Below are 13451 nucleotides of genomic sequence, written 5' to 3' on the forward strand. Positions count from 1 at the left end.
TCTACCATCGACCTCTGGACTGAACCCACAGGAGCGCGCGATGACTGCTTATCGACATGCGACGACCGCGTCGCTCGACGTCGCGTATCTCGAATGGAATCCGCGCGGCGCGCGCACGGCCGTGCTGCTGCATGGCTGGCCGGACAGCGCGGTCGGCTGGGAAGCGGTGGCCTCGATGCTCGCCGCGGGCGGCTATCGCGTGCTGGCGCCGGCCTTGCGCGGCTTCGCGCCGACCCGGTTTCGCGATCCGACGGTGCCGCGCAGCGGCCAGCTCGCGGCGCTCGGGCGCGACGTGCTGGATTTCGTCGACGTGCTGGGTCTCGAACGGCCCGTGCTGGTCGGCCATGACTGGGGCGCGCGCGCGGTCGCGAACGCCTGCGGGCTGCGCGCCGACGTCGCCGCGCACCTGGTGATGCTGTCGGTCGGCTATGGCACCAACGATCCCGGCCAGCCGCTGTCGCTGCAGCAGGCGCGCAACTACTGGTACCACTGGTATATGGCGACGCCGCGCGGCGAGCAGGCGCTGCGCGACGATCGTCGCGCGTTCGCGCGGCTGATGTGGGATACGTGGTCGCCTGCCGGCTGGTACCGGGTCGCGGAATTCGACGCGGCCGCCGACGCGTTCGACGGGCCCGACTGGATCGATGTCGTGCTGCACTCGTACCGGCAGCGCTGGGGCTTCGCGGCCGGCACGCCGGCCTATGCGGACGACGACGCGCGGCTGAATCCGGCGCCCGTGCTGTCCGTGCCGACGCTCGTGCTGCATGGCGGCGCGGATACCTGCAATCACCCGGACGGCTCGGCGGGGCGCGAGCGGTTCTTCGCGGGGCGCTACGAGCGCACCGTGCTCGACGGCGTCGGGCACTTTCCGCAGCGCGAGGCGCCGGCGATCGTTGCGGACGCGATTCTGCGGTTCTGCGAACGCGATTGATGCGCCGGCCGGCGCGGTGCGTAACGGGGCGGCGCTCAACCGCCGACGCGGGGCGCGAGCAGATCGGCGAGCCCGATGTTCCTGAACATTTGACGGCGGATGCGATCGCCGACGCGAAATACTTCCTCGGCGCCGTCCTGCGACGGGGCGACGAATGCGCGGTATGGACACTTGCCGGCTGGCGCCGCGGCGCGAGACTGCGTCGGATCACTCGGTGCGGTGCGGAACGTTGTCCGGGAACGGGTAGGGCGCATGCGGCCCCGGCCACTCGGGCACGGGCGGCTCGCGAAGCAATTCGCATCCGCCGAGCATGACCGACAGCAGCACGGCGAGCAGGCCGACGCGAATCGGGCGTGACATCGCGCGCGTGAACATGGCCGGCCTCCGTGTTCGCAATTCCTGCTGCTTGGACCGCCAACGGGCGCGCCGCGTTGCGCATTCGCATCGCATGCGGCAAAAACGAAAAACCCGCGAAGCGGCGAGCTTGCGCGGGTTTCGACAGAGGCAGCGCATGACGCTGCGAAATACTGGTGCCCAGGGCCGGAATCGAACCGGCACGCCTTGCGGCGGGGGATTTTGAGTCCCCTGCGTCTACCAATTTCACCACCTGGGCTTGATCCTGACCGCGCAGCGATGGTGCAGATTGCGCGCGGCGAAACGCGGATTATGGCGGAAAATGGGGCAGCGGGCAAGCAGCCCCGCGACCGGCCGCGTCCTACTGGCTCAGGTACACGAACTGGCCGTGCTTCACGATCCCCATCACGCTGGCGCGCTGGTCGAGGCCCACATGATCCTTGTTGCTGGTATTGACGACGCCGTTCGGCACGACGAGTTCATGCGCGCGTTCGAGCTCGCGCCGCAGCGCCGCGCGGAAGGCCGGCGTGCCGGGCTGCGCGGTCTTCAGCGCGCGGCCGACCGCGTCCGCGAGGCGCGGGTACACGCCCGCCGCGTCGCCCGCGAACTGCGTGACGGTGCCGGCGCCGTATTTCGCTTCATACGCGTCGACGAAGGCCAGCGCGGCCTTGCGCGCCGGATGGTCGGCAGGCAGCGTGCGTGCGACGACGACCGGCTGGGTCGGGAACAGCGTGCCGTCGACATCCTTGCCGCCGAGCTTGATGAATTCCGGCGTCGCGATCCCGTGCGTCTGGTAGATCGCGCCCTTGTAGCCGCGCTCGATCAGCGTGCGCTGCGGCAGCACGGCCGGCGTGCCCGAGCCCGCGATCAGGATCGCGTCGGGCTTCGCCGCGATCAGCTTCAGCGCCTGGCCGGTGACGCTCGCGTCGGTGCGGTTGAAGCGCTCGGTTGCGATCACGCGGATCTTGCGCACTTCCGCGAAGCGCGAGAACTCGTTCAGCCAGCTGTCGCCGTAACTGTCCGCGAAGCCGATGAAGCCGACCGTCTTCACGCCGTGGTTGGCCATGTAGCGCGTCATCACGTCGGCCATCGCGCTGTCGCTCTGCGCCATCTTGAACGCCCAGGTCCGCGCGCCTTCCTGCGGCTCGACGATCGCGCCGGAGCCGACCAGCGTGATCATCGGCGTCTGGGCAGCCGCCACCGCGTCGAGCGCCGCGAGCGCGGCCGGCGTGATGTTCGGCCCGACCACGACGTCGACGTGATCCTCGTCGACCAGCTTGCGGATGTTGCGCACGGCGGTGCCCGGATCGGACGCGTCGTCGAGCACCGTCACCTGCACCGGCTGCCCGGCGATCGTCTTCGGCCACATCAGGATCGCGTTCTTGCTGGTGATGCCGATCACGGCGGCCGGGCCGGTCGACGACAGGTCGACGCCGACCTTCAGGTCGGCGTGTGCGGCCGTGCAGGCGAGCACGAGGGTCGCGCCGGCGGCGCGGCGCAACAGGGCGGGAAGTCGCAACAGGGCGGGCAGCGTCATGCGGGAATCTCCATCTCCGTCGGGCAACAAAAAGGGGCGCAATGTGCGCCCCCGTGTTTATACCTGTCCGTCAAAGCTCGTACGATTCGGATTCGCCCTTGAGCGCCTGCTCGATCAGCTTGCGGTTCAGCGTCGGCGACAGCAGCTCGACGAGCGTATACACATAGCTGCGCAGGTAGGCGCCCTGCTTGAGCGCGACGCGCGTCACGTTGCTGCCGAACAGGTGGCCGACCGGAATCAGCCGCAGGTTGCGGTCGCGCTCCGGGTTGAACGCGATGTCGGCCATGATCCCGACGCCGAGGCCGAGCTCGACATAGGTCTTGATCACGTCGGCGTCGATCGCCTCGAGCACGATGTCCGGCGACAGCCCGCGCAGCGCGAACGCGTGGTTGATCTTCTTGCGGCCCGCGAACGCGTCGTCGTACGTGATCAGCGGATACTGCGCGAGATCGTCGAGCGTGACCGGCTTGCGTTCGAGCAGCGGGTGATCGGCCGGCACGACGGCCGCGTGATGCCACTGGAAGCAGGGCAGCGACACGAGCTCCTTGTAGTCGGCGATCGCCTCGGTCGCGATCGCGAGATCGGCCTGGTCGTGGATCACCATTTCGGCGACCTGTGTCGGGCTGCCCTGCAGGATCGACAGGTGCACCTTCGGGAAGCGCTTCTTGAATTCGGCGATCGCGGCCGGCAGCGAGTAGCGCGCCTGCGTGTGCGTCGCCGCGATCGTCAGGTTGCCCTGATCCTGTGCCGCATAGTCTTTTCCGACCCTTTTAAGGCTCTCGACCTCCTGCAGGATCCGCTCGACCGACGCGAGGATGATCCTGCCCGGCTCGGTCAGCGAGCGCACGCGCTTGCCGTGCCGCGTGAAGATCTCCACGCCGAGCTCGTCCTCGAGCTCGATGATCGCCTTCGATACCCCCGGTTGCGACGTATACAGCGCCTTGGCGGCCTCGGTGAGGTTGAAATTCTGCCGGACGGCCTCGCGCACGAAGCGAAATTGGTGCAGGTTCATTTATAACCCTTCCGCATATCAACAGAATTTTTTAGTCGTTTGAAATATAAGGCGAGTTTATTACGATTCACCGGAGTTTTTCAAATATGGATATCTGTTTTCGTCATTAGCAATCCAGCCGGGCAGCGGAAGGCCGGCGATGGCGGCGGAACGGAGATTCGGGCGCGACGTGGCTAGGACGTCGCGCGGTCACCACGAAAACCCTGGGGTCCCCGAATGTATCAGTACGACCAGTACGACCAGACGATCGTCGACGAGCGAGTCGCGCAGTACCGCGATCAGGTGCGCCGCCGCCTGTCTGGCGAGTTGAGCGAAGACGAGTTCCGTCCGCTGCGCCTGCAGAATGGCCTGTACATGCAGCGCCACGCGTACATGCACCGCATCGCGATTCCGTACGGCAACCTGCGCAGCGAGCAGCTGCGGATGCTGGCGCGCATCGCGCGCGAGCATGATCGCGGCTACGGCCACTTCTCGACGCGCTCGAACATCCAGTTCAACTGGGTCCAGCTCGAAGAAACGCCCGAGATCCTCGCGAAGCTCGCGTCGGTGCAGATGCACGCGATCCAGACGTCGGGCAACTGCATCCGCAACATCACGGCCGACCAGTTCGCCGGCGTCGCGCAGGACGAAGAGATCGATCCGCGTCCGTGGGCCGAGATCCTGCGCCAGTGGTCGACGTTCCATCCGGAATTCGCGTGGCTGCCGCGCAAGTTCAAGATCGCGGTGTCCGGCTCGAAGCACGACCGTGCGGCCGTGCAGATCCACGACCTCGGCGTGTACCTGAAGAAGAACGCGCAGGGCGAAGTGGTCGCGAGCATCCTCGCGGGCGGCGGCCTCGGCCGTACGCCGATCGTCGGTGCGGTGATCAAGGAAGACCTGCCGTGGCAGCACCTGATCACGTACTGCGAAGCCGTGCTGCGCGTGTACAACCGCTACGGCCGCCGCGACAACCTGTACAAGGCGCGGATCAAGATCCTCGTGAAGGCGCTGTCGCCGGCGAAGTTCGCGCAGCAGGTCGAGGAAGAGTGGCAGCACCTGAAGGACGGCCCGTCGACGCTCACGCAGGCCGAGCTCGACCGCGTGTCGCAGTACTTCCAGCCGCCCGTCTACGAGAAGCTGGCCGACACCGACGCGTCGTTCGAACAGCACCTGCTGGAGAACAAGGCGTTCGCGCGCTGGGTCGAGCGCAACGTCGCGCCGCACAAGGTGCCCGGCTATGCAGCCGTCACGCTGTCGCTGAAGGACCACCGCGTGGCCCCGGGCGACGCGACGGCCGAGCAGATGGAGCAGGTGGCCGACTGGGCCGACGCGTACTCGTTCGGCGAGCTGCGCGTGTCGCACGAGCAGAACCTGATTCTCGCGAACGTGAAGAAGCGCGACCTGTTCGCGCTGTGGGAAAAGGCGAAGGCGGCCGGTTTCGCGACGCCGAACATCGGCCTCCTGACCGACATCATCGCGTGCCCGGGCGGCGACTTCTGCTCGCTCGCGAACGCGAAGTCGATCCCGATCGCGCTCGCGATCCAGCAGCGTTTCGACGACCTGGACTACGTGTACGACCTCGGCGACCTGTCGCTGAACATCTCGGGCTGCATGAACTCGTGCGGTCACCATCACGTCGGCAACATCGGCATTCTCGGCGTCGACAAGGACGGTTCCGAGTGGTACCAGGTGTCGCTGGGCGGCGAGCAGGGCACGGGCCAGAACGGTGCGCGCCTCGGCCGCGTGATCGGGCCGTCGTTCTCGGCGGAAGAAGTGCCGGACGTGATCGCGAAGCTGATCGACACGTTCGTCGACGCACGCATCGACGGCGAGCGCTTCATCGACACGTACGACCGCATCGGCATCGCGCCGTTCAAGGAGCGCGTGTATGCGGCGCGCCAGGCAGTGAACGCGTAACCAACCGGGTAGAAGGAATTTGCAGATGGCTTCGATTATCAAGAACCGCGCAGTGATCGACGACGCATGGCAGGTCGTGCGCGCGGCGCAAGACGGTGCGCTGCCCGCGGTCGACGCATTGCCGGCCGGCAAGGTGCTGGTGCCGTTCGCGTTGTGGCAGGCCGAGCGCGCGGCGCTCGTCGCCGCGAAGACGAAGGACGAACTCGGCGTGTGGCTCGCGCCGGACAGCGAGCCGGCCGATCTCGCGGCCGACTTCGGCGCGATCTCGCTGATCGCCGTGGAATTCCCGCGCTTCGCGGACGGCCGCGGCTACAGCATCGGCCGCCTGCTGCGCGAGCGCCACGGCTGGACCGGCGAGCTGCGCGCGATCGGCGACGTGCTGCGCGACCAGCTGCTGTACATGTCGCGTTGCGGCTTCGACGCATTCGCGGTGCGTGCCGACAAGGACATCCACGACGCGCTGAACGCGTTCGGCGAATTCACGCAGCGTTACCAGGGCGCGTTCGACGAGCCGGCACCGCTGTTCCGCCGCCGTGCTGCCGCGTCCGACGTCGCGACGCCCGACGCCAAGGTGAGCGCATGAGCACCGCGCCCGCTACCGCACTGACGCCGGAACTCGCCGCGAAGGTCGAGCGGCTCGACGCGCTGCTCGCGCAGATCGGCGCGCGCCACGACAAGGTGAAGTTCGCGAGCAGCCTTGCTGCGGAAGACATGCTGCTCACGCATGCGATCCTGTCGAACGGCGTGCCGATCGGCATCTTCTCGCTGAACACGGGCCGCCTGCACGCGGAAACGCTCGGCATGATCGACCGCGTGCGCGAGCGCTACGGCTACGAGATCGAGCAGTTCCACCCGCAGCAGGACGCGGTCGACCAGTACGTCGCCGAGCACGGCCTGAACGCGTTCTACGAAAGCGTCGAGCTGCGCAAGTCGTGCTGCCACATCCGCAAGGTCGAGCCGCTGAACCGCGCGCTGGCCGACGTCGGCGCGTGGGTCACGGGCCAGCGCCGCGAGCAGTCGGTCACGCGTGCGGAGCTGCACGAGGAAGAACGGGACGAAGCGCGCGGGATCGCGAAGTACAACCCGCTCGCCGACTGGACGGAAGCCGACGTGTGGGCGTACCTTAAGGCGTTTGACGTGCCGGTCAATCCGCTGCACGCGCGCGGCTACCCGAGCATCGGCTGCGAGCCCTGCACGCGCGCGATCCGCCCCGGCGAAGACAGCCGGGCCGGTCGCTGGTGGTGGGAGTCGCGCGACACGAAGGAATGCGGGCTGCACATCACGATCACGCCGATTCCCGCGAATGCCGAAGCCGGCGCCGCGCACTGAAAGCCGACAAGAAACCGAATATTGCGCCGCCTGCGACAGCGGGCGGCACGAACCCAGAAGAGAAGGACTGAAATCATGAGCACGACGCTCGAGCAATCCGCCTTTGCCCCGCCCACCGGTGCCGACAACCGCATGGGCCACCTCGACTGGCTCGAAGCCGAGTCGATCCACATCCTGCGCGAACTGGTCGCCGAGTGCAGCAAGCCGGCGCTGTTGTTCTCGGGCGGCAAGGACTCGGTCGTCGTGCTGCACCTGGCACTGAAGGCGTTCGGTCTCGGCGCGAACCGCAAGACGACGCTGCCGTTCCCGCTCGTGCACATCGATACGGGCCACAACTACGAGGAAGTGATCGACTTCCGCGATCGCCGCGCGGCGGAGCTCGGCGCCGAGCTGGTGGTCGGCCACGTCGAGGATTCGATCAAGCGCGGCACGGTCGTGCTGCGCCGCGAAACCGATTCGCGCAACGCCGCGCAGGCCGTCACGCTGCTCGAGACGATCGAACAGCACGGCTACACGGCGCTGATCGGCGGCGCGCGCCGCGACGAAGAGAAGGCGCGTGCGAAGGAGCGGATCTTCTCGTTCCGCGACGAATTCGGCCAGTGGGATCCGAAGGCGCAGCGCCCGGAACTGTGGAGCCTGTACAACGCGCGCCTGCACAACGGCGAGCACCTGCGCGTGTTCCCGATCTCGAACTGGACGGAACTCGACGTGTGGCAGTACATCGCGCGCGAAAACCTCGAACTGCCGTCGATCTACTACGCGCACCAGCGCGAGATCGTGCGCCGCAACGGGCTGCTCGTGCCGGTCACGCCGCTCACGCCGATGCGTGAAGGCGAGACGAGCGAGATCGCGCAGGTTCGCTTCCGCACCGTCGGCGACATCAGCTGCACGTGCCCGGTGGCGAGCGACGCGGACGACGTCGAGAAGATCATCGCCGAGACGGCGGTGACCGAGATCACCGAACGCGGCGCGACCCGGATGGACGACCAGGCGTCCGAAGCCGCGATGGAACAGCGCAAGAAGCAAGGTTATTTCTGAAGCACACGAGGACATTCACATCATGAGCATCATCGAGAACACCGAAGACCTCGGCGTGCTGCGTTTCATCACCGCGGGCAGCGTCGACGACGGCAAGAGCACGCTGATCGGCCGCCTGCTGTACGACAGCAAGGCCGTGCTGTCCGACCAGCTGTCCGCGCTGTCGCGCGCGAAGAACAAGCGCACCGTCGGCGACGAGATCGACCTCGCGCTGCTGACGGACGGGCTCGAAGCCGAGCGCGAGCAGGGCATCACGATCGACGTCGCGTACCGCTATTTCGCGACCGCGAAGCGCAAGTTCATCATCGCCGACACGCCGGGCCACGAGCAGTACACGCGCAACATGGTGACGGGCGCGTCGACCGCGCACGCGGCGATCATCCTCGTCGACGCGACGCGCGTGACGGTCGAGAACGGCGTCGCGCAACTGCTGCCGCAAACCAAGCGCCACAGCGCGATCGTGAAGCTGCTCGCGTTGCAGCACGTGATCGTCGCGATCAACAAGATGGACCTCGTCGACTACAGCGAAGCGCGCTTCAACGAGATCCGCGACGCGTATGTCGCGCTCGCGAAGCAGCTCGGCCTGAACGACGTGCGCTTCGTGCCGGTGTCGGCGCTGAAGGGCGACAACATCGTCGGCGCGAGCGAGCGCATGCCGTGGTACGCGGGCGAGCCGCTGCTCGACGTGCTCGAATCGCTGCCGGTCGAGACGCAGGCGCATGACGCGCTGCGCTTTCCGGTGCAGTGGGTCGCGCGCCAGGACGGCAGCTCGGCCGACGATTTCCGCGGCTACATGGGCCGGATCGAGTCGGGCGAAGTGAAGGTCGGCGATGCGATCGTCGTGCTGCCGTCGAACCGCACCGCGACGGTCGCCGAGATCGTCGCGCCGGTGCCGGGCGGCACCGCGGCCGTCCCGCACGCGTTCGCGGGCCAGACGGTGACGATTCGCTTGGAGGAAGACGTCGACGTGTCGCGCGGCGACATGTTCGTGACGACCGCCGAGCCGGTCGAGCCGGCGAAGAAGCTCGAGGCGGACCTGTGCTGGTTCGACGAGACGCCGCTGTCGCCGCAGCGCAAGTACCTGCTGAAGCAGACCACCAGCACGGTGTTCGCGAAGATCGGCGCGGTCAAGGAAGTGCTCGACGTGCATACGCTGTCGCACGCGACCGACCGCCAGGAACTGAAGATGAACGACATCGGCCGCGTGGCGCTGACGCTGCAGAAGCCGATCGTCTGCGACACGTACGATGCGCATCCGGGCACGGGCGCGTTCGTGCTGATCGACGAGGCGACGCACCACACGGTCGCCGCGGGCATGATCCGCGCGTTCTCGGCGTAACCGGCATGACCGGCGTCCGGCGCCGCCGCCATGACGGCGGCGCGCGCCGGGCGCCGTTCGCACGAGCAGGACTAGCGAAGCGACAAACATGGGCAAGGTGTATCTGATCGGAGCAGGGCCGGGTGCCGCGGATCTCATCACGGTGCGCGGCATGCGGCTGCTCGAGCAGGCCGACGTGGTGCTGCACGACGCGCTCGTCGAACCCGCGATGCTCGACTACGCGCCGAACGCGCGCAAGATCGCGGTCGGCAAGCGCTGCGGGCAGCGCTCGACCGCGCAGCACTTCATCAACAAGCAGATCGTCGACGCGGCGCGCGAGCACGCATGCGTCGTGCGGCTGAAGGGCGGCGATCCGATGCTGTTCGGCCGCGCGGAAGAGGAAATGCGCGCGCTAGAAGCGGCCGGGATCGCGTTCGAGGTCGTGCCGGGCATCACCGCGGCGCTGGCCGGCGCGGCGTCGCTCAAGCGCTCGCTGACGCTGCGCGGCGTGTCGCGCAGTGTCGCGTTCGCGACGCACAGCCGCGCACCGGGCAGCGACGAGATCCGCGAGGCCGCCCGCGCCGATTCGATCGTCTATTACATGGGCCGCGACAGCGCGCCCGGTATCGCGCAGGAACTGATCGACGCCGGCCGGGCGCCCGCGACGCCGGTGGCGATCGTCGAGGCCTGCAGCACCGCACGCGAACGCACGCTGACGCTCACGCTCGCGCAGATGGCGGCCGGCGATGCGCAGGCGTGGCTCGATCCGGCGGAACCGAGCCTGCTGATGATCGGCGATGCATTCGCCGAGCGCGCAGGGCAGGCACAGGCGGAGAATGCATTGCGCAATGCCGCCTGAGCGCGGCCTGACCGCGGTCCCAAACGAAAAAGGCGCTGGCTGATGCCGGCGCTTCAGACTGCCGACAAACCCTCGCCAAACGCGAGGGTTTTGTTTTTTGATAGCAGGATGCTGAAGAAACCGACGCCCACGCAGCACAAACTCGAAATGGTGACGCTGGAGGAGTTCGTGCCGAAGGACCACCTGCTGCGCCAGATCGACGCGGCGGTGGATTTCGAATTCATCCGCGAGAAGGTGGCTGCTGCTGGCGCGGAGGAAGAAAAAGCGGGCCGACGGGCTCCGATTGGCGATTCGTACGCATCCTGCTGCGCCTGATGAGCCGCTTGCCCGGCAGATTCGACCGCACGCTTGCGGCGAGTCTGCAACCCTGATTCCAGAAAGACAAAACCCCACGCTTCGAAAAACTTGGGTTCCTCAGCAGCCTGGGCCCGGCAGAGTGCCGGGCTTTCTTTTTTGATGATCGAGCGTGCAGGTCAGACGGATAGATGGAACGAGCTGTCCGACTTTCCCTGCAGGGCGAACCGGGTACCGTCTACCTCCATCTGCGGGGCGAACCCGAGCATCGGGGGTTGCTCCCCGTTACCGGGGATCAGATAGCTTTGAATGACGAGCGCACTGCTGCCAATCCACCAGTTGTAATGAGCTGCACCCCACTGCCCCTGGCCGAGATATACGACGATCGTTTCAGAGCCAATGGAAATGTTGACGCCAAAATAAAAATTGAGGGCGCCAGGAGCGCCGCCGAGCGACCAATTGAGGGGCGTATATGCATGGGAAGCGCCGCCGGCAATATTATTGAAGCTCGTTGCGACGGGCGAGGTGTTGTCCCGATCGGAGTTCAACGTGAGCGTCCACACATTGTTCACCGGTGGAGGAATTTCGGGAGCAGGATCGTGATTTTGGTTGGCGCTGACGACGAGGGAATTGTCGATATAGTTGATGCTCGAGATGGTATATGGGCTGTCTATTGACAAGGTTACCGAATTGGAGTCCATGATGTCATCCTGTTCTCTGCGGCTTCGCGTTAAAGTGCGCTAGATTATTTACGGTTTGTCATGCCGTAATCCGGTTTATTGTCCATAAAATATTCCGACCTGAACCACACCTGGACATCCATTTGCAAATGATCCGGAATTGCAGATCGGAGTCGTCAGTTGATAACCCGAATTTTGCGTTTTCCCGTCTACCCATACGTCTCCGGCTTCCATGACGCAGAGATGCTGATGGGCAGTGAGCGAGGCGACCTGACCCGGACCGCCGCGCAAATTCTGGTCGATGACAGTGATATCGATCGCGAGGCCGTCTGTGTAATATCCGATAAACGAAACACTTCCGTAAGGTTGCAGGATTTCAGACGAGGGACCATTGATCGTTACACCTTGCCCGTTGTCGGGACATGCGTTCACGGTGAGCGGGTTGGCTGTCAGATTGGTAATGGTGATAACCAATCCATTCGCATCCACACCAGGCAAGGTTCCCATATTAAATGGGTAGCTTCGGGCGAAACCCCATCCTGACAATCCCTGATAAAAATCTGATGCGGAAGTGTTGGCCTCCCACACGTCGTTCATCGCCTCTTGCGACGGATACGCATTTACATTCGAAGAATCTGCAATCCAGTATTTTTTCCAGACGTTGCTTTTGAGCAGTTCGCTCCATGCTTCCCACTGTACCCACTGCGCATATGACGGCACATCGGGTATTGGCGAGCCGTTGGTTTCCTCGATCTGATAGATCTGATATTTCGCCGGCAGCAGCATCTGCATCGATGCAATGGTGTATCCGGGCAGTGAACTAGCTATCATATCCGCAGTCAGCAGGGGAGGCCATGACAACGAGTTCGGTCCTGCCGTCAAGAGAATATCGGCATAGGTGGCGCTCATCTTGCCCCAATCAGTGAGGATTGCCGTTTGCATATTTCCTGTGATGGTTGCCAGGGCATTGAAGTTTTTCATTAGCTCGGCGAGGAGAGCGGAATACGCCACCTGAAATGGATCGGGCGAAATCGACGTATCATCAGTCGCGGCCAGACCGATATTGATGCCAGCCATCATCAGATTGCCTAGCACGGCACCTACCGGTCCCATCATCTCGAGGGACGTGTACATGACCCCTTCGAATACGGCCAGGCCCAGCCCCCCCGTCGTGGTTCCTTGCTCCATGCCTGCATCCGTTCCGAGTTGGGTCAACTGCGCGTGCTTTACGGAAAATAGCTCACCCTGATACTCGTTGAAATTACTGAAAAGTTTGTTGATGGCGACAACCGCGGTTAGCTCGCGACTCACCTGAGACGTAACTGTTTGCCAATCCGCCGGCTGAACATTGCTCGGACATGAGGCAGTCTGAATCGTGACTTGCCAATTACTGAACGGTGAATTCAGATTTACATACTCGCTACGGATATCCGTAACGTCGAGCAGGGTATTGATGTCCGAATACGCGATTGCCTGATCGCCGCTGAACGCAGGAAATGGTACGGAAGGCTGCGCCAGAATGACATCAAGTGGACACGCCGGGCTGATTGTCCATTGATCGTTCGGTGGGATTGGATTCTCGATCGGATATGCAATGACCGGAGGATTGTTGCTTGCATATCCCCCGGCCACGTTCAATACATGGCCATTCGCACAATTGATGAATCTCAGTTGGCCATCGCCGTTATAGACCCATTGCAGCGAGTCGTCGGTCTGTGCCGGCGATGGAGCCAGCACGATGTATTGCCCGGATCCTGACTCGTAGTTTTGCCCGAGCATCGCGACAAGAGTTCCATCGGCCGCGGACAAGAGTCGCCCGTCGGCTGTAATCTGCCAGAGTTGCGTCGGCGTTTGGACCTGCAGCGGAGACAGGACGACGCCGTTCGTCCCATTCTGCTCGTCGATGACTGCTGTCATCACGTAGGGATTGTTTTGGTTGTCGGTTAGCGCGCTTTGGATATATACCCATTGCGATACGTAGGCCGATGACTGATCTTCTGGAAGAGTGTTGTTGGACACGATTCTTTCCTTTTCGATAAGCTTGCATACGATTTAAACCGCAAACATGTTTCCCTGCACCGTCCCGAGGGGTTGATGAGAAATTGCAATGGCAAATGTTAGAAATTTTCCGGTCGCGGACGAGGAAGTAACGGGTTCGTAATTCTGGAAGTAAATTCTCCCGATGGTAACGGCGGCTGCAGGG

Annotated in this window: 13 protein-coding genes, 1 tRNA gene and 1 pseudogene; 8 read left to right on the top strand and 7 right to left on the bottom strand. The window is 64.4% G+C overall.

Annotated features, from left to right (window positions below):
• The first annotated feature begins 40 nt into the window (after positions 1-40).
• Positions 41-931: an alpha/beta fold hydrolase gene (locus Q3A80_RS12415; RefSeq protein WP_446329299.1), complete on the top strand. Its 891-nt coding sequence runs from the start codon at positions 41-43 to the stop codon at positions 929-931.
• 35 nt (positions 932-966) lie between these two features.
• Here Q3A80_RS12415 and Q3A80_RS12420 read toward each other — a convergent pair.
• The 5 genes and pseudogenes from Q3A80_RS12420 to Q3A80_RS12440 form a co-directional block, all read right to left on the bottom strand.
• Positions 967-1119, bottom strand: a pseudogene (locus tag Q3A80_RS12420) (oxidoreductase); the annotation flags it as partial.
• 19 nt (positions 1120-1138) lie between these two features.
• Positions 1139-1306 carry a hypothetical protein gene (locus tag Q3A80_RS12425; RefSeq protein ID WP_446329300.1) on the bottom strand — a complete coding sequence of 56 codons (168 nt, stop codon included), beginning with the start codon at positions 1304-1306 and terminating at the stop codon, positions 1139-1141.
• A gap of 153 nt (positions 1307-1459) precedes the next feature.
• Positions 1460-1544: transfer RNA gene (locus Q3A80_RS12430), tRNA-Leu, on the bottom strand.
• A 102-nt stretch (positions 1545-1646) separates the two neighbouring features.
• A complete protein-coding gene (locus tag Q3A80_RS12435; protein ID WP_446329502.1) occupies positions 1647-2804 on the bottom strand; it encodes an ABC transporter substrate-binding protein in 1158 nt (385 codons plus the stop codon).
• A gap of 88 nt (positions 2805-2892) precedes the next feature.
• Positions 2893-3834, bottom strand: coding sequence for a CysB family HTH-type transcriptional regulator (locus Q3A80_RS12440; RefSeq protein ID WP_009689198.1), 942 nt, complete (start codon positions 3832-3834; stop codon positions 2893-2895).
• Between the two features lie 216 nt (positions 3835-4050).
• Between Q3A80_RS12440 and Q3A80_RS12445 the strand changes: the two genes are divergently transcribed.
• The 7 genes from Q3A80_RS12445 (at position 4051) to Q3A80_RS12475 (ending at position 10589) form a co-directional block, all read left to right on the top strand.
• A complete protein-coding gene (locus Q3A80_RS12445) occupies positions 4051-5730 on the top strand; it encodes a nitrite/sulfite reductase (protein ID WP_446329301.1) in 1680 nt (559 codons plus the stop codon).
• Between the two features lie 25 nt (positions 5731-5755).
• Positions 5756-6313 (top strand): DUF934 domain-containing protein, encoded by a 558-nt coding sequence (locus tag Q3A80_RS12450; RefSeq protein WP_446329302.1) that lies wholly within the window; start codon positions 5756-5758, stop codon positions 6311-6313.
• Positions 6310-7059, top strand: coding sequence for a phosphoadenylyl-sulfate reductase (locus Q3A80_RS12455; RefSeq protein WP_446329303.1), 750 nt, complete (start codon positions 6310-6312; stop codon positions 7057-7059). Before Q3A80_RS12450 ends, Q3A80_RS12455 begins: the two co-directional genes overlap by 4 nt.
• Positions 7060-7134: 75 nt before the next feature.
• Positions 7135-8097 (top strand): sulfate adenylyltransferase subunit CysD, encoded by a 963-nt coding sequence (gene cysD / locus Q3A80_RS12460; protein ID WP_446329304.1) that lies wholly within the window; start codon positions 7135-7137, stop codon positions 8095-8097.
• 22 nt (positions 8098-8119) lie between these two features.
• Entirely contained in the window at positions 8120-9436 is a 1317-nt protein-coding gene (locus Q3A80_RS12465) for a sulfate adenylyltransferase subunit 1 (RefSeq protein WP_446329305.1), read from the top strand.
• An 88-nt stretch (positions 9437-9524) separates the two neighbouring features.
• A complete protein-coding gene (cobA, locus tag Q3A80_RS12470) occupies positions 9525-10274 on the top strand; it encodes a uroporphyrinogen-III C-methyltransferase (protein ID WP_446329306.1) in 750 nt (249 codons plus the stop codon).
• Between the two features lie 108 nt (positions 10275-10382).
• Positions 10383-10589, top strand: coding sequence for a hypothetical protein (locus Q3A80_RS12475; RefSeq protein WP_446329510.1), 207 nt, complete (start codon positions 10383-10385; stop codon positions 10587-10589).
• 158 nt (positions 10590-10747) lie between these two features.
• On the opposite strand, the gene Q3A80_RS12480 is transcribed toward Q3A80_RS12475, so the two are convergent.
• Together Q3A80_RS12480 and Q3A80_RS12485 are read right to left on the bottom strand one after the other, a co-directional pair.
• The gene (locus Q3A80_RS12480; RefSeq protein WP_446329307.1) at positions 10748-11269 is read right to left on the bottom strand and encodes a hypothetical protein; all 522 of its coding nucleotides are present in this window, start codon (positions 11267-11269) and stop codon (positions 10748-10750) included.
• A gap of 75 nt (positions 11270-11344) precedes the next feature.
• Complete coding sequence (locus Q3A80_RS12485; protein WP_446329308.1) at positions 11345-13267, bottom strand: hypothetical protein; 1923 nt, start codon at positions 13265-13267, stop codon at positions 11345-11347.
• Positions 13268-13451: the final 184 nt, after the last annotated feature.

The organism is Burkholderia sp. SR8 (assembly GCF_052851275.1).

What these genes read in the sequence shown, in the direction of transcription:
- Q3A80_RS12415 (WP_446329299.1), top strand. Translation starts at nt 41, where the DNA reads ATGACTGCTTATCGACATGCGACGACCGCGTCGCTCGACGTCGCGTAT.
- Q3A80_RS12425 (WP_446329300.1), bottom strand. Translation starts at nt 1,306, where the DNA reads ATGTTCACGCGCGCGATGTCACGCCCGATTCGCGTCGGCCTGCTCGCC.
- Q3A80_RS12440 (WP_009689198.1), bottom strand. Translation starts at nt 3,834, where the DNA reads ATGAACCTGCACCAATTTCGCTTCGTGCGCGAGGCCGTCCGGCAGAAT.
- Q3A80_RS12445 (WP_446329301.1), top strand. Translation starts at nt 4,051, where the DNA reads ATGTATCAGTACGACCAGTACGACCAGACGATCGTCGACGAGCGAGTC.
- Q3A80_RS12450 (WP_446329302.1), top strand. Translation starts at nt 5,756, where the DNA reads ATGGCTTCGATTATCAAGAACCGCGCAGTGATCGACGACGCATGGCAG.
- Q3A80_RS12455 (WP_446329303.1), top strand. Translation starts at nt 6,310, where the DNA reads ATGAGCACCGCGCCCGCTACCGCACTGACGCCGGAACTCGCCGCGAAG.
- cysD (WP_446329304.1), top strand. Translation starts at nt 7,135, where the DNA reads ATGAGCACGACGCTCGAGCAATCCGCCTTTGCCCCGCCCACCGGTGCC.
- Q3A80_RS12465 (WP_446329305.1), top strand. Translation starts at nt 8,120, where the DNA reads ATGAGCATCATCGAGAACACCGAAGACCTCGGCGTGCTGCGTTTCATC.
- cobA (WP_446329306.1), top strand. Translation starts at nt 9,525, where the DNA reads ATGGGCAAGGTGTATCTGATCGGAGCAGGGCCGGGTGCCGCGGATCTC.
- Q3A80_RS12475 (WP_446329510.1), top strand. Translation starts at nt 10,383, where the DNA reads ATGCTGAAGAAACCGACGCCCACGCAGCACAAACTCGAAATGGTGACG.
- Q3A80_RS12480 (WP_446329307.1), bottom strand. Translation starts at nt 11,269, where the DNA reads ATGGACTCCAATTCGGTAACCTTGTCAATAGACAGCCCATATACCATC.